This is a genomic window from Aeromicrobium phragmitis, from assembly GCF_003674095.1.
Classification (GTDB): domain Bacteria; phylum Actinomycetota; class Actinomycetes; order Propionibacteriales; family Nocardioidaceae; genus Aeromicrobium; species Aeromicrobium phragmitis.
In genome coordinates, this window is the sequence record NZ_RDBF01000003.1 from 35,943 (window position 1) to 51,756 (window position 15,814).

General features: G+C 69.0%; 22 protein-coding genes and 3 tRNA genes. 14 read left to right on the forward strand and 11 right to left on the reverse strand.

The features are described from left to right. Positions 1-20: 20 nt before the first annotated feature. Positions 21-1,007, forward strand: coding sequence for a polyprenyl synthetase family protein (locus D9V41_RS04785; protein WP_121793413.1), 987 nt, complete (start codon positions 21-23; stop codon positions 1,005-1,007). 162 nt (positions 1,008-1,169) lie between these two features. On the opposite strand, the gene rarD is transcribed toward D9V41_RS04785, so the two are convergent. Beyond that, entirely contained in the window at positions 1,170-2,084 is a 915-nt protein-coding gene (gene rarD, locus D9V41_RS04790; protein ID WP_243697155.1) for an EamA family transporter RarD, read from the reverse strand. A gap of 50 nt (positions 2,085-2,134) precedes the next feature. Between rarD and D9V41_RS04795 the strand changes: the two genes are divergently transcribed. Next, positions 2,135-2,737 carry a class I SAM-dependent methyltransferase gene (locus D9V41_RS04795; protein ID WP_121793415.1) on the forward strand — a complete coding sequence of 201 codons (603 nt, stop codon included), beginning with the start codon at positions 2,135-2,137 and terminating at the stop codon, positions 2,735-2,737. Here the strand turns inward: D9V41_RS04795 and D9V41_RS04800 are convergent. After that, on the reverse strand, positions 2,721-3,212 hold the full coding sequence (locus D9V41_RS04800) for a YajQ family cyclic di-GMP-binding protein (protein WP_121793416.1): 492 nt from the start codon (positions 3,210-3,212) through the stop codon (positions 2,721-2,723). The two genes, D9V41_RS04795 and D9V41_RS04800, sit on opposite strands and share 17 nt — an antisense overlap. Before the next feature lie 93 nt (positions 3,213-3,305). On the opposite strand from D9V41_RS04800, the gene D9V41_RS04805 reads away from it, so the two are divergent. Beyond that, positions 3,306-3,387, forward strand: a tRNA-Tyr gene (locus tag D9V41_RS04805). A 62-nt stretch (positions 3,388-3,449) separates the two neighbouring features. Here the strand turns inward: D9V41_RS04805 and D9V41_RS04810 are convergent. Then, positions 3,450-4,382, reverse strand: a complete 933-nt coding sequence (locus D9V41_RS04810; protein WP_133434113.1) for an FKBP-type peptidyl-prolyl cis-trans isomerase — start codon at positions 4,380-4,382, stop codon at positions 3,450-3,452. A 197-nt stretch (positions 4,383-4,579) separates the two neighbouring features. Here D9V41_RS04810 and D9V41_RS04815 point away from each other — a divergent pair, with 197 nt between their 5' ends. From D9V41_RS04815 to D9V41_RS04825, 3 genes are read left to right on the forward strand one after another with little or no spacing between them, the layout of a single operon-like run. After that, a complete protein-coding gene (locus D9V41_RS04815) occupies positions 4,580-5,524 on the forward strand; it encodes an iron-containing redox enzyme family protein (protein WP_243697156.1) in 945 nt (314 codons plus the stop codon). Beyond that, a complete protein-coding gene (locus tag D9V41_RS04820) occupies positions 5,521-5,721 on the forward strand; it encodes a CDGSH iron-sulfur domain-containing protein (protein WP_121793720.1) in 201 nt (66 codons plus the stop codon). The genes D9V41_RS04815 and D9V41_RS04820 overlap by 4 nt, the downstream gene beginning before the upstream one ends. Positions 5,722-5,731: 10 nt before the next feature. Continuing rightward, on the forward strand, positions 5,732-6,268 hold the full coding sequence (locus tag D9V41_RS04825) for a DUF488 domain-containing protein (RefSeq protein ID WP_121793418.1): 537 nt from the start codon (positions 5,732-5,734) through the stop codon (positions 6,266-6,268). Here the strand turns inward: D9V41_RS04825 and D9V41_RS04830 are convergent. Further along, the gene (locus tag D9V41_RS04830; protein WP_121793419.1) at positions 6,247-7,734 is read right to left on the reverse strand and encodes an FAD-dependent oxidoreductase; all 1,488 of its coding nucleotides are present in this window, start codon (positions 7,732-7,734) and stop codon (positions 6,247-6,249) included. The genes D9V41_RS04825 and D9V41_RS04830 overlap by 22 nt on opposite strands. Positions 7,735-7,832: 98 nt before the next feature. On the opposite strand from D9V41_RS04830, the gene D9V41_RS04835 reads away from it, so the two are divergent. After that, a complete protein-coding gene (locus D9V41_RS04835; RefSeq protein WP_121793420.1) occupies positions 7,833-8,822 on the forward strand; it encodes an LLM class flavin-dependent oxidoreductase in 990 nt (329 codons plus the stop codon). Positions 8,823-8,869: 47 nt separating this feature from the next. Then, the gene (locus D9V41_RS17735; RefSeq protein WP_166375920.1) at positions 8,870-9,025 is read left to right on the forward strand and encodes a hypothetical protein; all 156 of its coding nucleotides are present in this window, start codon (positions 8,870-8,872) and stop codon (positions 9,023-9,025) included. Positions 9,026-9,028: 3 nt separating this feature from the next. On the opposite strand, the gene D9V41_RS04840 is transcribed toward D9V41_RS17735, so the two are convergent. The 6 genes from D9V41_RS04840 to D9V41_RS04860 are packed head-to-tail and all read right to left on the reverse strand — an operon-like array spanning position 9,029 to position 12,537. Then, positions 9,029-9,682, reverse strand: coding sequence for an HAD family hydrolase (locus D9V41_RS04840; protein WP_166375921.1), 654 nt, complete (start codon positions 9,680-9,682; stop codon positions 9,029-9,031). Continuing rightward, a complete protein-coding gene (locus D9V41_RS17740) occupies positions 9,669-10,016 on the reverse strand; it encodes a PRC-barrel domain containing protein (protein WP_166375922.1) in 348 nt (115 codons plus the stop codon). The genes D9V41_RS04840 and D9V41_RS17740 overlap by 14 nt, the downstream gene beginning before the upstream one ends. Continuing rightward, positions 10,006-10,377, reverse strand: coding sequence for a hypothetical protein (locus tag D9V41_RS04845; RefSeq protein WP_121793422.1), 372 nt, complete (start codon positions 10,375-10,377; stop codon positions 10,006-10,008). The genes D9V41_RS17740 and D9V41_RS04845 overlap by 11 nt, the downstream gene beginning before the upstream one ends. Continuing rightward, complete coding sequence (locus tag D9V41_RS04850) at positions 10,377-11,609, reverse strand: NRAMP family divalent metal transporter (RefSeq protein ID WP_121793721.1); 1,233 nt, start codon at positions 11,607-11,609, stop codon at positions 10,377-10,379. The genes D9V41_RS04845 and D9V41_RS04850 overlap by 1 nt, the downstream gene beginning before the upstream one ends. Beyond that, positions 11,606-12,088: a hypothetical protein gene (locus D9V41_RS04855; RefSeq protein ID WP_121793423.1), complete on the reverse strand. Its 483-nt coding sequence runs from the start codon at positions 12,086-12,088 to the stop codon at positions 11,606-11,608. Before D9V41_RS04855 ends, D9V41_RS04850 begins: the two co-directional genes overlap by 4 nt. Next, positions 12,085-12,537, reverse strand: a complete 453-nt coding sequence (locus D9V41_RS04860; RefSeq protein ID WP_121793424.1) for a DUF4383 domain-containing protein — start codon at positions 12,535-12,537, stop codon at positions 12,085-12,087. The genes D9V41_RS04855 and D9V41_RS04860 overlap by 4 nt, the downstream gene beginning before the upstream one ends. 150 nt (positions 12,538-12,687) lie before the next feature. Here D9V41_RS04860 and D9V41_RS04865 point away from each other — a divergent pair, with 150 nt between their 5' ends. After that, a complete protein-coding gene (locus tag D9V41_RS04865) occupies positions 12,688-12,897 on the forward strand; it encodes a hypothetical protein (protein ID WP_133434114.1) in 210 nt (69 codons plus the stop codon). Here D9V41_RS04865 and D9V41_RS18290 read toward each other — a convergent pair. Continuing rightward, positions 12,840-13,163, reverse strand: coding sequence for a hypothetical protein (locus D9V41_RS18290; protein ID WP_208006751.1), 324 nt, complete (start codon positions 13,161-13,163; stop codon positions 12,840-12,842). The two genes, D9V41_RS04865 and D9V41_RS18290, sit on opposite strands and share 58 nt — an antisense overlap. Positions 13,164-13,333: 170 nt before the next feature. Here D9V41_RS18290 and D9V41_RS04875 point away from each other — a divergent pair, with 170 nt between their 5' ends. The 5 genes from D9V41_RS04875 (at position 13,334) to rpmG (ending at position 15,789) form a co-directional block, all read left to right on the forward strand. Next, positions 13,334-14,032 carry a sigma-70 family RNA polymerase sigma factor gene (locus D9V41_RS04875; RefSeq protein WP_121793426.1) on the forward strand — a complete coding sequence of 233 codons (699 nt, stop codon included), beginning with the start codon at positions 13,334-13,336 and terminating at the stop codon, positions 14,030-14,032. Between the two features lie 103 nt (positions 14,033-14,135). Then, on the forward strand, positions 14,136-15,161 hold the full coding sequence (locus tag D9V41_RS04880; protein ID WP_121793427.1) for a quinone-dependent dihydroorotate dehydrogenase: 1,026 nt from the start codon (positions 14,136-14,138) through the stop codon (positions 15,159-15,161). A gap of 207 nt (positions 15,162-15,368) precedes the next feature. Continuing rightward, a tRNA-Thr gene (locus tag D9V41_RS04885) sits at positions 15,369-15,441 on the forward strand. Between the two features lie 50 nt (positions 15,442-15,491). After that, positions 15,492-15,568: transfer RNA gene (locus tag D9V41_RS04890), tRNA-Met, on the forward strand. A gap of 50 nt (positions 15,569-15,618) precedes the next feature. Beyond that, positions 15,619-15,789, forward strand: a complete 171-nt coding sequence (gene rpmG, locus D9V41_RS04895; protein WP_121793428.1) for a 50S ribosomal protein L33 — start codon at positions 15,619-15,621, stop codon at positions 15,787-15,789. The last annotated feature ends 25 nt before the right edge of the window (positions 15,790-15,814 follow it).

Consider the following 15,814-nt stretch of genomic DNA (forward strand, 5'->3'; position numbering starts at 1 on the left):
TCACTGCTGAGGAGAACCGCGTGGCTGTAGGAGTGTCGTTCGACGACCCGGGTCTGACGACGCGCGTCCAGAACGGGGTCGATCGGGTCGAGGAGCTCCTCGCACGTTCGGTCGACAGTCCCGAGCCCTTCCTCGCCGAGGCGGCAGCGCACTTGCAGCGTGCGGGCGGCAAGCGATTCCGCCCGCTGCTCACGGTGTTGTGTGCGGAGTTCGGCAACCCCGACTCCGCCGATGTGGTGCCGGCCGCCGTGGTGGTGGAGCTGACCCACCTCGCCACGCTGTACCACGACGACGTCATGGACGAAGCCGCCGTGCGGCGGGGAGCGCCGAGCGCCAACGCGCGCTGGGACAATTCCATCGCCATCCTCGTCGGCGACTACCTGTTCGCGCAGGCGTCCCACCTCGTCGCCGAACTCGGCACCGAAGCCGTCCGCATCCAGGCGCAGACTTTCGCTCGGCTCGTTCAGGGACAGATCCGCGAGACGATCGGTCCGGCCGACGGGGAGGACCCGCTTCAGCACTACCTGGACGTGGTGGCGGACAAGACCGGTTCCCTCATCGCGACCGCCGCCCTGTTCGGCGCCAAGATGTCTGGCGCGAGCACCCAGGTGCAGGAGACCCTGCTGGAGTTCGGTGAGCGCATCGGCATCGCCTTCCAGCTGGCCGACGACATCATCGACATCGCCAGCGAGAGCGGTGACTCGGGCAAGACACCCGGAACCGATCTGCGCGAGGGTGTGCCGACATTGCCGACGCTGCTGGTGCGCCGGTCGACCGATCCCGCCGACGCGCGGCTGCGCGAGTTGCTCGCCGGACCGATCACCGACGAGGAGACCGTCGAGGCGACGCTCGCCGAACTGCGGACCCACCGGGCCATGGACGAAGCCCGCGCGTACGTGCACGGCGAGGCGGACGCTTCGCGGGCCCTGCTCGACAGGCTCCCGGAGAGTTCGGCTCGAGCCGCGCTCGCCGAGCTGTGCGACACCGTCGTCACCCGACTCGGCTGACCCTCGCTTGCGAGCGGTGAGCCTTCCCGCACGTGCCGATTGGGCGGTGAGTCTTCCCGCATGTGCCGACTGGGCGGTGAGTTTTCACGCACCCGCGGGGGTGAAGTGCGTGGTAGGTCACCGCTCGGGGGTGCGCGAGGGTGTGCTGGCTGGGCGGTGAAATCAGAGGACGGTCGAGCCCTCCGCGGCCTGTCGCAGGGAGCGGCGGCGTGAGCGCCACGCGTCGACCGTGAAGACCACCAGCGCGAGCCACACGAGGACGAACCCGAACCACCGGGCCGAGCCCATCTGCTCACCGAAGACGGTGAGTCCCAGGATGAACTGCAGGATCGGGCCGAGATACTGCAACAGGCCGATCGTCGACAGGTTGAGCCGCGTCGCCGCCGCACCGAACAGCAGCAGCGGGATCGCGGTGACCACGCCGGTGCCCATCAAGAGGGCCAGGTTGCCCGCCCCGGCATGACCGAACGCCAGGTCCCCGCGAAGCTGCAGTGCGAGCAGGAACGTGAGAGCGAACGGGAACAGGATCGCCGTCTCGACGCCGAGCGCCTCGAGGGCGCCGAGGTTGGCGCGCTTTTTGAGAAAGCCGTAGACCGCAAACGACCCCGATACCGTCAGCGCGAGCCACGGGGGGCGTCCGTAGTCGATCGTCAGCACGACGACGGCGATCGTCCCGAGAGCCAAGGCCAGCCACTGCGCGCGCCGAAGAATCTCCTTGAGCACGACGACTCCGAGCAGCACCGTGACGAGCGGATTGATGAAGTAGCCGAGCGACACCTCGATGACGTGCCCGTTGTTGACGCCCCAGATGAAGCCGCCCCAGTTGACCGCGATGACGACGGAGGCGAGGGCGAGCCACAGCAGCTGGCGAGGGTTGCGGACGATCGTGCCGAACGCCGACCACCGGTGGGCCACGGTGAGCAGGCCGATGCAGAGCACGAGCGACCACACCACGCGGTGCGCGAGCACCTCGAAGGCGCCGGCCGGTTCCAGCAGCGGCCAGTAGAGCGGAAACAGGCCCCAGCACACGTAGGCCGCGACCCCGTAGAACAAACCGCCGCGAGACTGCTCTGCCACGGTCGCAATGTACGCCCGGCCACTGTCATGCCGTGCGGCAGGATGGGAGCATGACGACCCCGCGCTGGTTCACCGACACCCCCGACGGTCACTCGCAGTGGTACGTGGAGCGGTTCCGCTCGCTCGCCGCCGAAGGGGCGGACCTCGCCGGTGAGGCACGGCTGGTGGACGCGATCGTCCCGCCGGGCTCTCGGATCCTCGACGCCGGCTGCGGCCCGGGCCGGATCGCCGGTGCTCTCCACGAGCGCGGTCACGATGTCGTGGGCGTCGACGTCGACCCCGTGCTCATCGAGGCGGCGCGGGTCGACCACCCCGGTCCCCGCTACGAGGTCGCCGACCTCGCGACGCTCGATCTCGGCGGGACGCGGTTCGACGCCGCGGTGATGGCGGGCAACGTCATGGTGTTCCTCGCCGAAGGCACCGAGGCCAACGTGCTGGAACGCCTCGCGGCACATCTGCGACCCGCCGGCAAACTCCTGATCGGCTTCCGACTGGACCGCGACTACGGGGTGGAGGCGCTGGACCGAGACGCGCAGGCCGCCGGACTACGCCTCACCCAGCGGTTCGCGACGTGGGATCTCGAGCCCTTCCAGGCCGGCGCCGACTTCGCTGTGAGCCTCTTCGTCACCGGACGGCTCAACGGTAGTTGGTGAACTGCACCGCGAAGTCGAGATCGGCACCCTTGACGAGCGCGATGACTGCTTGCAGGTCGTCGCGCTTCTTGCCCGACACGCGCAACTCGTCGCCCTGAATCTGGACCTTCACGCCCTTGGGACCCTCGTCGCGGATGAGCTTGCTGAGTTTCTTGGCCTGCTCGGTGCTGATGCCCTGACCGAACGAACCGTCGATCTTGACGTCCTTGCCGGACTGACGGGGCTCTCCGGTCTCCAGCGCCTTGAGCGAGATGCCGCGCTTGACCAGCTTCTCCTGGAAGACGTCGAGCACGGCCAGCGCACGCTCCTCGGCGTTGGCGGTGATCTCGATCCCGAACTCGCCCTTCCACTCGATGCCGGCGCCGGTGTTCTTGAAGTCGTACCGGGTAGCGATCTCGCGAGCGGCCTGGTTGAGGGCGTTGTCGGCCTCCTGACGGTCGATCTTGCTGACGATGTCGAAGGACGAATCGGCCATGAGTGCTTCACTTCCTGACGGGTGGGGCTGGTTTCTCCCACCCTAGGGGGCTGCGGTAGTGTTGCATGCTGTCACCCCACGGTGACGTGTCCTGGCAGGTTGCCCGAGCGGCCAAAGGGAGCTGACTGTAAATCAGCCGGCATTGCCTTCAGAGGTTCGAATCCTCTACCTGCCACGCACCACGAAGCCCCCGCCGGATCCTTCCGGCGGGGGCTTCGTCGTGTCGTGGCGTCCGGGCTACTCGACGCTCTTGATCTCGATGAGGAACACGAGCGTCTGCCCACCGAGTTCGGCGGCAGCGGGGTCCTCGCCATAGCCGAACTCCGGCGGGATGCTGACCAGCAGACGCGTCCCGACTCGTTGACCGACGAGCGCCGCCTCGAATCCCTCCACGACTCCGCTCGTCGTGAAGGTGGCCGGCTCCTTGCCATAGCTCTGGTCGAAGACCTCGCCGGTGTCCCAGCTGGTGCCCTGGTAGTCGACGGTCACCGCATCGCCGTCCTCGACCTCCTGCCCGTCGCCCTCCTCCAGCACCGTGAGCAGCAGGTCCCCGGGCGGATCGGTGTCCGGCAGGGTGACGGACGGCGTGCCGTCGTCGCCGAACTCGACCTCGGGCACGTTCTCGGTCCACTCCGCCGGCTCGGGCGGCACATCGCGCTCGACGACGTCGGTCACGATCACCATCGAATCAGTGGCGTTCAGCCCGAGGTCGGGATTTCCCTGGTCTCCGTAGACATCGGCGACCGACGCGACCGTCACGACGCGTGAGCCGATCGGGACGCACTCGATCCCGGCGGCGAAGGCCTCGAAGATCTGCTCGTCACCCACCGCGAGTTCGGCGTTCTCGGAGAAGGCGTACTCACCGGACGTGCCGTTGTAGACCGTGACGATGGTCGAGAGAGCGTCACCGGGCTGCGTTGATTCGCCGTCGCCTTCGTCCACGACGGTTCGCTGGAGCCCGTCGACATCGAGGGGTGCCTCGAACGTGGCCTCCGGCTCCGTTTCGCCGAAAGTCCCCGACACGTCGACCGCGTCGCTGGAGTCCCCGGACGTGTACTCGCGGCACTGGTCCGCCGATTCCTCGTCGTCCGACGACGAGTCCGAGGAGCAGGCGCTCAACAGGAACGCCGGGAGGAGGACAGGGACCAGGAACCGGTGAGATCGGTGCATCAGGAGAGACTCCGTTCGGGCGGTGACGTTGACGCACTCCACCTTCCACGGTCTTCCTGACAAAATCCTGTGACCAACCCTCGTCGGACCTGAGGAAGCGGCGGCTCCGCGACCGGCGGACACCTTCGTCGAGTGGCGGACCGGGCGAGGAGGTGTTGATATGAGGACGAAGTTCCGTCCGTCATCGAGGAGCGAATGTGGTGCTACCGGCTGCGCGAGGCCGCCTGAGCGAGGAGCTCTTCGCTGCGCTCGCCGCGAACGACGCTGTGTCCGAGCGGTCGATTCCACGGCCCGATTCGCCCGATGACGAGCAGATCGCCCTGTGGGCGCTGTATGAGCTGCACTATCGCGGTTTCGACGAGGTGGACGCCGACCGCGAGTGGGACCCCGACCTCCTTCGGCTGCGCCGGGACCTGGAGCGTTCCTTCGAGGAGCGGCTTCGCACGTGGGTCAGCATCCCCGAGGCGGCCGGCCCCGTGTCCGAGGTGATCGAGAAGCTCATCGCCGTTGACGACGCGCCCTCCATCGCGCGCTTCGTCCAGCGCCGCGCCACGGGCGACCAGGTGCGCACCGTGCTGCAACACCGGTCGATCTATCACCTCAAGGAGTCCGATCCGGTGTCCTGGATCGTGCCGCGGCTCGAGGCCGGACCGAAGGCCGCGCTCGCCGGCCTCCAGTTCGACGAGTACGGCTCAGGGCAGCCGTCGCGGCTGCACCACCGGCTCTTCGCCGACGGCCTCCGGGCTGCCGAACTCGACGACACGTACGGCCGCTACATCGACGAGGCACCCGTGGAGATCCTCGAGCTCAACAACGCGATGTCGTTGTTCGGTCTTCACCGGCGCTGGCGTGGTGCCGGGCTGGGACACCTCGCGGTCTTCGAGGCCACGAGCTCCCTCCCCTCCCGGCAGATGGCGCAGGGCCTGCGCCGCCTCGGCTTCCCCGAACCGGTGGCGCACTACTACGACGAGCACGTCGAAGCCGACGCGGTTCACGAGCAGCTCGCCCTCCGGCTCATCTGCGACGTCCTCGTCGAGGAGGAGCCCGACCAGCGCGACAGCGTGCTCTTCGGAGCAGCGACCTGTCTGGAGCTCGAAGCGCGCTACGCGCGCAAGATCCTCCGACAGTGGGACGCCGCATGAGCGTCGACGAGCCCGACGTCATCATGTGCCCGGACGGCCCGATGCTGTTGCGCGGTCATCACCGGGTCGCCGACGAGTCCGGGGAGGTCTTCGAGACCGAGCGCCCGTTCAGTGCCGTGTGCCGCTGCGGCAAGTCCGCCACCCGACCATGGTGCGACGGTTCGCACAAGTTGCTGCGCCGCACGAAGACGACCTGACGACGGCCGGATGTCGCTGCTGACCTTCGGGCACGGCACGGCGGATCGTGCCGAACTGGCCGCGCTGCTCATCGCCGCCCGAGTCCGCAGCGTGGTGGACGTGCGCCGATACCCCGGCAGCCGCCGGAACCCGGACGTCGGTTCCGATGCCCTGGCCGGCTGGCTGCCCGCGGCCGGTATCGACTATCGCTGGGACGCCCGGCTGGGCGGTCGGCGACGGCTCGACCCCGGCGTGGACCCGGCGACCGACCGATGGTGGCGCGTGGAGCAGTTCCGGGCATACGCGGCGCATATGCGCACCGCGGAGTTCGGCGACGGCATGGACCGACTGCTCGCGCAGCTCGCGACCGAGCCGCCGGTGGCCGTCATGTGCAGCGAGAGTCTGTGGTGGCGCTGTCATCGCCGGCTGATCAGCGACGCCGCCGTCCTCCTGCACGGCGTCGAGGTGCGGCACTTGGGTCATGACGGGCGGCTGACCGACCACGTCCCCTCCGCCGGCGCGCGGGTCACGGCCGAGGGCATCGTCTACGACGGCGATCGGTCGTAGTGCTCGTGCTTGGCGCGCAGCGGACACACGGCCGGCCCTTCGATCACGCCGCCGTCCTCGTCGAACCGCGAACCGTGCAGGGGGCAGTCCCAGGACTCCTCGAACGAGTTCCAGCGGACGACGCCCTGCAAGTGGGTGCAGACGGCCGACAGTTCACGCGGGCCGGTCGTCGTGGGGGTTGCTCCCTGACGCACCACGGTCGGCTCGTGCGCACTCGGCCCCGTCTGCGTGAGTCCCTTCGTCCAGCGCAGGGCGCCTTGTGCCGCGACGCCGAGGTTGTAGTTGACGAGGCCGACCGCCTTGCGCAGCGTCGCCCGGTTCCGGTAGAGACTGGACGCCCAGGGCGGGCGGTCGCCGAGGATCCTCCCGCTGACGTCGAGGGCTGCCGCCACACCGTTCGTGAACCCCCACTTGGCGTATCCCGTGGCGGTGTAGAGGCCGTCCTCCCCGGCGATCTGGCCGACGATCGGTAGGCCGTCCGGGGTGGAGTAATCCTGGGCGGACCACGAGGAGAGCTCGGTCGTGGCGTCGAAGTGGATGCGCGTCCAGGCCTTGAGTTCACGCAGGCAGGAACTCTCCGACGGGCCGCGGCCGGTGACGTGTCCCGCCCCGCCGGTCAGCAACACCCGGCGGTCGTCGCGCATCGTCGAGCGGACGGACCACGGTGACGATCCGGCGGTCAGATACATGCCGTGCGGCGGTTCGTCGTCCGTCTCGGTGACGAGGGCGTAGGAGCGCTCCGGGTGGAGTCGCGCGAAGTGGCCACCGCGGTCGAGGATGGGTGTCCCGGTCGCCACCGTCACCGTCTGGGACCGGACCTCCCCGTGGTCGGTCCGGACCCGATATCCGTTCCGGTCGGGAAGGACCTCGGTGACGCGTACGCCCTCGACGAGCCGCCCTCCGCCGGCGCGGAACCGCCCCACGACGTCGCCGATGAAGAGCATGGGATCGACCTGGGCCTGGTCGCGCAGCACCACCGCTCCGAAGGTCCGGAACGGCAGCTCGGTCTCCTCGGTCCACTCCACCGGAAGCCCGGCCCGCCGCGCCGCCTGCAGCTCGCGGACGGTCGTGGACCGTTGGGGAGCAGACTGCGCGACGGTGTAAGCGTCCTGTTGTTCCAGCCAGCCCGGGTTGTCCTCGGCGAAGCGCACCAGCCAGTCGAGGCCGTCGAGCTGGGCGGCGGCGTAGGCGCTGGAGACCTGGCGCCCGTGATGGCGCTCGATGCGGGAGGTGCGGACACCCTGCAACGCGGTGACCTTGGCGGTCGAGCGGCCGGTGGTTCCCGCTCCGGCGGAACGCGCCTCGAGGATGGCGACCCGCCGCCCGGCCTGAGCCAGCAGCAACGCGGTGACCGTCCCGGTGATGCCGGCACCGACGACGATGTCGTCGAAATCGGCGTCGTCCATCCACTCGTCGGGACTGCTCGCGGGGGCTGGTGAACCCCACCAACTCGGTCGATCGCTCATGGAATCGGTGTTCCCCAGCGGTCGAGAGCGAATCGCGTCAGCGGCCCCGCAACGGGTATACCTGAACTGTTCCCGTTCCCCACGAACCGAGGAGACCGATGCGCCAAGGCCCTGGACACGTCAGGCTCGGATGGCATGCTTCGCACGAGCAGTTCGGCCCGGCCGAGCTGCTGCGATGGGCCGCTCAGGCCGAACGGGCGGGATTCGACGAGGTGTGGGCGTCGGACCATCTCGCGCCCTGGTCCGGAGCACAGGGACACAGCGGGTTCGTGTGGTCGTGGCTCGGTGCCGCGCTCGCCACCACGTCGGTGAGTTACGGCGTGGTGACCACACCCGGGTACCGCTATCCGCCATCGATCCTGGCCCAAGCCATCGGCACTCTCACCACGATGTATCCCGGACGGCTGAGCGTCGGGTTCGGCACGGGCGAGGCCCTCAATGAGGCAGCGGTCCACGGGAGCTGGCCGGCCAAGTCGGACCGTCAGCGGTCGCTGCAACGCGATCTGGAATCGATTATGACGCTGCTGCGCGGCGATGCTGTGGCTCGTGCCGGTGGTCTCGCCCGCATCTACGAGGCTCCTCCGGAGCTGCCGTCGGTCGGCGGCTGCGCCCTCACGACCGCCACGGCGCGTTGGTTGGGGACGTGGGCGCCCGGACTGGTGACCGTGGCTGACACGCTCGACGACACGAGGGAACGGGTGGAGGCCTACCGCGAGGGCGCCGGGGCGGAGCGCCCGGTCGTGCTCAAAGCGCAGATCTCCTACGGCCGGACCCGTGACGACGCCCTGTCGGAGGCCGCCGAACAGTGGCGCAATCCGTTGTTGAGTCCCGAACTCCTGAGCGAGCTGCGCACGCCCGAGGAGTTCGACGAGGCAGGGGCGCAAGTGTCCCTGCGGCGCGTAGAAGAGCGCATCCACTGCCTCGACTCGCCTGAGGGGCTGATCGAGTGGGTGGGCGCCTTGGCCGAAGCCTGCCGCCCCGACCTCGTCGTCGTCCACAACGTCGCCAGCGATCAGGGGCTGCTGCTCGACGCGCTCACGCAGTGGCGCGGTTCGCGAGACCGGTTGTCATCGATCGTGGCGGGCTGAACCGGGCCGCACCGATTCAGCCCGCGCGGCGGGGGCACGTGATGGGCATGAGCACACCGCATCCCGAACAACCCGCCGAAGGACCCGACACCCCCGATAGCCCGGACCCGAACCACGCGCCGGACCCGAGCGAGACGAGCGAGGACGCCGATGACCCCACGGGAGACCGGGACGTCCACGGCGAGCCCGATCAGCCGGTGTGAGCGTCAGGCCACCCGGGACAGGACCCGGACGCCCGGAACGAGCAGCTTCGCGGCGAGCCGGGTCCACCGTCCGGGTGCCACGAGGCACGCAGCTTGGGCGCGACGCAGCATTGGGAGATCGGTGATGCTGTCACCGTAGGCCATCGTGATCGTGCCGAGCCGGGTGGTCGCCTCCGCCTTGCGTCGGCCGCTCACCCACGCGTCGATGCCGATCCCGCCGCACCAAGGTCGCCACGAGGCCGCCACGATGTCGGCGTCGAGGCCGAGCGCACGACAGGTCGCCTCGGCCAGCGGCCGCGTCCCTGCCGTCACCACGACGAGTCGCGCACCGTCGTCGACGTGGTCGCGGATCTCCGCCAAGGCGCTGCGCGGGCGCGCCCTGGCGAGCGGCACCGTCCGCTGCACGATCTCGTCGACCGCGTCATCGAGGGTTGCCGGGGCGACACCCACCGTCACGGCCCAGAGCCGCAGCGAGGCCGCAGTGGCTCGCCATGACGGGACGATCATCAGCGCCCACGCGATCGGCGTGATCAGCGTCAGCGCGATCCGCCGGGTTCGCGAGCGCCGTCCCAAAGCGCGCAGCAACAGATCGAGACCGTCGCCCTCGACGAGAGTGCCGTCCAGGTCGGCGACCACGACGAGCTCACGAGTCGACACTGCGCAGCCTCTCCAGTCGTGACGCGTCGACCCGCAGGACGTTCGCGGACCAGTCGAGCTCGACCACGCTCTCCCACGGGGCGAACACCGCGCCGCGGTGGAGGCGACGGATGGCCCAGCGAAGGATCGCGGGACCGCGGTTCGCGCCACGGTCGTAACCCAGCATCGAGCCGGTGTGGTGCGGCGCGACGACGAATCCCTGGACTCGAGCGCGGTCGCGCGACCCGTCGACGCGCACGGCTCGCAGGTCGACGACGACGCCCCGAGACGCGCCGTCGTCGTCGCGAACGTCCATCCCGACGAGATCGCTCAGTCGATGCGTGTCACCCTTCATGGCCGGCTCCGGGGATCTTGGCGACGAGATGCTCACGCAGCCAGCGTTCGAGCAGGTTCTCCGGGACCTTCGCCCCACGCTGGAGATGCACGGCGCTGTCGATGCGTTCGACCTCGCTGAACGGCACGACGTCGGGCGGGCGGGTATCGGTCAAGAGGTTCCAGGTGCGCAGCATCCATGAGCCCAGGGGCCCGCCCAGTCGCGCGGACCAGGCCGGGAACCCGGCGAGGATCGCGTCCACCACGAGCCCGTCGCCGTCCTCTCGGAGTAGGAGGTCGTCGACCTTGCCGTGGTTCGTGCCGTCAGCGTCGACGATCTGACGATTCGCGAGGGTCAGGACGACATCGAAGGATTGAGGCATCACTGAACTCCCATCTGCGTGATGAACAACAAGGGAAGCCCGGCGACGGCCGCGATGGTGACGAGCACGAGGTACACGCTTCCGAGGGTGTTGGCGAGGCGGCCGTTGGTGTGCTCCCCCATGTATCCCCGGTCGTTCGCCACCACGAGAATCGGAAAGTACGTCAGCGGGATCGCGACGGCGGAGAACACGACGGAGAACTCGGTCACCGTGATGGGATCGATCGTCGTCACCAGCACGAGCGGCGCGAGGAGGGAAGCCAGGAGGATCACCGTGTGGAACCGGGCCGCCTCGCGGGGGCGCGGACGCTTGCCCCAGGTCCAGCCGAAGTACTGAGCGACGCTGTAGCCGACCGAGAGCCCGGTCTCGCAAGCCGCCCCGAATGTCGCTGCGAAGAAGCCGATCAGGGCGATGACCACGCCGAGCGTCCCCAGCGCCGTCGCGACCGGCATCCCGACCTGACCGAGATGCTCGACGCGGACGCCAAGCGGTCCGAGCACCACGGCGGCGCACGCCGCGATCGACAACGAGAGCACGCCGCCGAGCGGGAACCCGATGAGCACGTTCAGCCGCATCGTCCGCAAGTCCTTGGCCGTCCACGCATCCTCGACGCCGCCGGAGGAGAAAAACAACACGGCGTAAGGCGTCATGGCGGCACCGAAGAGGGCGACGGTGTAGTAGGCCGTCGTCACCCAGGTCTCGTTCTCGGGCACGGTGAAACTCACGACCTGCGCTCCGAGGTCCGACCAGTCGGGGCCGAGTTGCCACAGCGCGACGGTGAAGACCAGGAGAGCGAGGCCGAGCAGTCCGAAGGCGTTCTCCAGCAGCTGGAACTTGGCCCGCCACAGGACGATCCACACCATGACGGCGAAGACGGGGACCCACAGCAGGTAGTGGACGCTGGTGGCCAGCTCGAGCGCCAACGCCATACCGCCGATCTCGGCGATGAACGTCAGGAGCGTCACCGCCACGGAGCCGGCGAGATTGAGCAGGCCGAGCCGTGCCCCGAGGCGTTCGCGGATGACGTCGAACGCCGGGCGTCCGCTGACCGCGACCACGCGGCCCGACATCTCGGAGAACACGCTGATCCCGATTACGCCGACGACGGTGACGAGGGCCAGCGAGAGACCGAATCGCGAACCGACCTGCGCGCTGGTGACGAGATCGCCGATGTCGACGAACCCGCCGATGGCGGTCAGCACGCCGAGCGCAACCGCCAGCAGCTTCTTCACGGCCGCCACCTCGTGGCGGCCGCGTCGAGGTCCTCACGGAGTTCTCGCAGGTCGTCGGCGAGCCCGTCGCACGGTTGGGCATTCGCGATGCAGGTCTGCGTCCGGGCGACGAGTACCGCGGACCGCTCGCCCAGGTCGCGGATGCGGACCGCGGCGTCGACGTCACCCGCGGCGGGCGTTGTCGACTGCCACGCGTCGAATCGCGACAGCAGCCCCGCGTGCGCATCACGAAGCACGACATCGAGGTACGGCTTCGGGGCCTGTCCCTCCTGGTGCTGCTGCCACGCCAGTTCGCTCGTGCCCACCTCCGACGTCGCGTACGTCAGCATCAGCGCCGTCGCTTCGCGATAGCCGGACGGGGAACTCGGCGATCCGGCGCATCCGGTCAGTGCGGCGCCGAGAACGAGAACGAGGATGCCGGCCCGCCACGGTCTGGCGGGCCGGCCTCGTGCTCTCGCGTGGGCCGCGTGGCGGCTCACGGACGAGCGGTGTGGTCCCGGTCTCGACGCTGTCGAGCGGCGACGAGCCCGCCGCCGAGCAGGGCGATGGTCAAGAACACGTGCAGCCAGTTGTCGGCCATGTTGACGGGAACGAAGTTGGCCTCGGACTGCAAGTCGATCACGAACCCGTAGATGGACAGGACTCCGTAGATGATGCCGGAACCGATCAGGTACATGATCGACCAGTCGGTGCGGGTTGCGACCGCCAGGCCGACGATGCCGAAGGCCAGGTGGACGATGTTGTGCAGCACCGACACCTGGAAGATGCCCAGCAACATCGCCTCACTGTGATGGCCTGCGCCGGACAGCGCGTCGAATTCCTGCGTCACGCCCGGGACGAACCCGAGGATGCCCACGAGGAGGAAGACGGCGCCGGCGACGACCGCCAACGTGCTGGCCAAAGAGCGAGGAGGTTTGGTGGCGTTCATGGGGGTGCTCCTTTCGTTGCTGACTTCGTGCCCACTCAAACCGGAATCGAACCGCCGCGTGATTCGCGAAGACCGCGTGCGGGCAGTCAGACAGCACGAAGGCCGGGCGAAGAGCTCGTCCGGCGCGTGACCCATCAGTGGGAGGACACGATGACGGAGCAGAACCACGACGACGCCCTCGACCCAGCCGCGCAGGACCCGAAGAAGGCCAACGAGGAGCAGCAGGGCCACGACCAGGGCAGCGGGGGAGCGGGGGGCGAGAAGGACACGCAGGACCTGCCGACCTCCGACGAGGGCAACGCCTACCAGCCCGATCCGCTCGGCAACCCCGGCGGGCCCGAGCGCGAGGAGCACACCTGAGCCTGAGTACCAACGACAGCGCCGCCGACGATCCGCGGACCGTCGGCGGCGCTGTCGCCGAGTTCGGCGAGGAACTGATGGCACCGGTGGGCCCGTTCGGCATCGGTCTTCATGACGCCCTCGAAGAACTCCGCGATGTCGTCGCGACCCGCGTTGCGCGCATCACGAACGTACTGTCCGTAGTCGTGCCCCGCCTTGAGCGCGTGGTACTGCACCGAGATCAGGTCGAACGTCACGTCGTCGAAACCGGTCTCTCCTGTTGCCATACGTACTCATCTCCTTTCGGTGGTCAGGACGGGTGTGCCCCCAGCGGTCGGGGCTGACACGAGGCTTCGGAAAATCGGGGGCTTCTGCTCCGGTTGCGGCGGTGCTGAGGCAGGGACACGCTGGGAACAGGTCAGAGCGCGGCCTTACTTCATCCAAGGGGGGATGTCTGATGAGCGCTGCCACGATCATGAACCCGACGAGCGAAGCGGCGTGGCGAGACGATCTCGTCACGCGGCACGTCGCGTTGGCCAAATCCTTGGCCAATCGCTACACCAGTCGCGGTGTCGAGTACGAGGACCTCAAGCAGGTGGCCCTCGTGGGCCTGGTGCGCGCGGCGCACCGCTATGACCCCAGCAGGGGCCCCTTCGCGGCCTTCGCCGCACCCACCATCCTGGGCGAGATCAAGCACCACTTCCGCGACGCCGAGTGGGCCATCCGCCCGCCGCGGAGGCTCCAGGAACTCCAAGCCAGGATCAACGCGGCCCGCGCTGACCTCGAGGCAGAGGCCGGCGGTGAAGTCGATCTGGCCCAGATCGCCGAGCATCTGGGCGAGGACATCGAGGAGGTGCGGTCCGCCGCCTCGGTCCACCACTGCTTCAGCATCGAGTCGACCGACGCCAACGGCCGTGACACCGTCACGGACCTCCACGGCGAAGAGGACGCCAACTTCACCCGGGTCGAGAACGTGGTGTCCCTTGCCCCGCTGGTGAGCAAGCTGGATCCTGACGATCGCGAACTCCTGCGGCTGCGGTTCGTCGACGAGTTGAGTCAGCGGCAGATCGCTCGCATCCTCGGCACCAGCCAGATGCAAGTGTGTCGCCGCCTTCGACGAGTCCTGAGCCAGCTCCGCGGGGACATGGCCGCCTGACGTCGAGCCGAGCCCGCCCACGGGACGCCGGGAGAGGGATGAGCGCCGCCTCTCCCGGCGTCGTGGTGTCGGGGCCGGCCGGCCACGGCGCTAGGGTGGGGGCGTGGTCTACGGCGCCTTCTTCGACACGGTGTTCGCTCGGATGGATCCGGAGGCCGCGCACGAACGCGCCTTCCGCGCCATCCGGCTGGCCCGCCCCGTCACTCCGCTGCTGTTTCGCGTCGCGGCGTCGCCGGTCACCGTCATGGGCGTCACCTTCCCGCACCGCTTCGGGCTCGCGGCCGGGTTCGACAAAGACGCGCGCGGCGTGGTGCCACTCCTCAACCTCGGGTTCGGCCACGTCGAGATCGGCACCGTCACCGCCCGCCCACAGCCCGGCAATCCGCGTCCGAGGCTGCTGCGGCTCGTCGACGACCGCGCCATCATCAACCGGATGGGATTCAACAACGACGGGGCCGCCCAGGTGGCCGCGCGCCTGCACCGGCTCCGTCGGACCCCGGCCGGGAGCCGCGCGGTGGTCGGGGTCAACATCGGCAAGAGCAAGGTCGTGCCGCCCGAGCGCGCGGTCGACGACTACGCCGAGAGCGCCCGCCTGCTGTCGCCCTATGCCGACTACCTCGTGGTCAACGTGTCGTCGCCGAACACACCCGGGCTGCGCGACTTGCAGTCGGTCGACGCGCTGCGGCCCATCCTCGAGACCGTGCAGGGGATCGCCGACCGCGTGCCCCGGGGGCGGGTGCCGCTCGTGGTGAAGATCGCCCCCGATCTCGCGGACGACGACATCGACGCCGTCGCCGACCTTGCTCTCGATCTCGGACTGGACGGCATCACCGCGGCCAACACCACCGTCGCCAGGCCCGACGCGTTGCGGACGCCGCGCGCGCAGATCGAGGCGGCCGGGGCCGGTGGCCTGTCCGGTCCGATCCTGGCCGAGCGGGCCACCGAGATCGTAGGCCGCTTGCGGGCGCGGGTGGGCGATCGGCTCGCCCTCATCGCGGTCGGGGGAGTGACCGGACCCGAGGACGTCTCGGCGCGGCTGGACGCCGGCGCCGACCTCGTGCAGGCTTACACGGCCTTCGCCTACGAGGGCCCGGCGTGGCCCTCGCGCCTTGCCGCAGCGGCCCGGTAACCACCCCCCGGGCGGTGCGTCGTCAACCTGTCCTCGTCGTGGGCGGTGCCGGGTCAACCCTTCAGTGCCCTCGAAACGTTGCTCACGCACCGCTGCGCGTCGGGATGCGTTGATGAGGCACCGCGCCGTCCGCGAACGGGTGAGCGCGGTCGAGGGGACCCCGGTTTGGAGCGCGTGCGGGCACCCTGTATTGTAAGTCCTCGGCTTGCCCCTTTAGCTCAGTCGGCAGAGCGTTTCCATGGTAAGGAAAAGGTCTACGGTTCGATTCCGTAAAGGGGCTCTGAGGCGCGGTGATCCGTGCCGAACGGTGGCGGACCAACCCCGCCCCGTGGCGGGGTAGCTCAGGTGGTTAGAGCACACGGCTCATAATCGTGGTGTCGCGGGTTCGAGTCCCGCCCCCGCTACCACAGAATTCCATACCCGGTACCACCCCCGATCCCACAAGAAGAGGCACCCCGTGGCCAGCAAGAGCTCCGACGTTCGTCCCAAGATCACTCTGGCGTGCACCGAGTGCAAGGAACGCAACTACATCACGAAGAAGAACCGTCGCAACGACCCCGATCGCCTCGAGGTCAAGAAGTTCTGCCCGCGCTGCGGAACGCACCGCGAGCACCGCGAGACCCGCTGACGGCTTCTCGCCCACGTCTCTCACC

What these genes read in the sequence shown, in the direction of transcription:
- D9V41_RS04800 (WP_121793416.1), bottom strand. Translation starts at nt 3,212, where the DNA reads ATGGCCGATTCGTCCTTCGACATCGTCAGCAAGATCGACCGTCAGGAG.
- D9V41_RS04860 (WP_121793424.1), bottom strand. Translation starts at nt 12,537, where the DNA reads ATGAACGCCACCAAACCTCCTCGCTCTTTGGCCAGCACGTTGGCGGTC.
- D9V41_RS17740 (WP_166375922.1), bottom strand. Translation starts at nt 10,016, where the DNA reads ATGAAGGGTGACACGCATCGACTGAGCGATCTCGTCGGGATGGACGTT.
- D9V41_RS04820 (WP_121793720.1), top strand. Translation starts at nt 5,521, where the DNA reads ATGAGCGTCGACGAGCCCGACGTCATCATGTGCCCGGACGGCCCGATG.
- D9V41_RS04810 (WP_133434113.1), bottom strand. Translation starts at nt 4,382, where the DNA reads ATGCACCGATCTCACCGGTTCCTGGTCCCTGTCCTCCTCCCGGCGTTC.
- D9V41_RS04865 (WP_133434114.1), top strand. Translation starts at nt 12,688, where the DNA reads ATGACGGAGCAGAACCACGACGACGCCCTCGACCCAGCCGCGCAGGAC.
- D9V41_RS04795 (WP_121793415.1), top strand. Translation starts at nt 2,135, where the DNA reads ATGACGACCCCGCGCTGGTTCACCGACACCCCCGACGGTCACTCGCAG.
- D9V41_RS04845 (WP_121793422.1), bottom strand. Translation starts at nt 10,377, where the DNA reads ATGCCTCAATCCTTCGATGTCGTCCTGACCCTCGCGAATCGTCAGATC.
- D9V41_RS17735 (WP_166375920.1), top strand. Translation starts at nt 8,870, where the DNA reads ATGAGCACACCGCATCCCGAACAACCCGCCGAAGGACCCGACACCCCC.
- D9V41_RS04825 (WP_121793418.1), top strand. Translation starts at nt 5,732, where the DNA reads ATGTCGCTGCTGACCTTCGGGCACGGCACGGCGGATCGTGCCGAACTG.
- D9V41_RS04835 (WP_121793420.1), top strand. Translation starts at nt 7,833, where the DNA reads ATGCGCCAAGGCCCTGGACACGTCAGGCTCGGATGGCATGCTTCGCAC.
- D9V41_RS04830 (WP_121793419.1), bottom strand. Translation starts at nt 7,734, where the DNA reads ATGAGCGATCGACCGAGTTGGTGGGGTTCACCAGCCCCCGCGAGCAGT.
- D9V41_RS18290 (WP_208006751.1), bottom strand. Translation starts at nt 13,163, where the DNA reads ATGGCAACAGGAGAGACCGGTTTCGACGACGTGACGTTCGACCTGATC.
- D9V41_RS04875 (WP_121793426.1), top strand. Translation starts at nt 13,334, where the DNA reads ATGAGCGCTGCCACGATCATGAACCCGACGAGCGAAGCGGCGTGGCGA.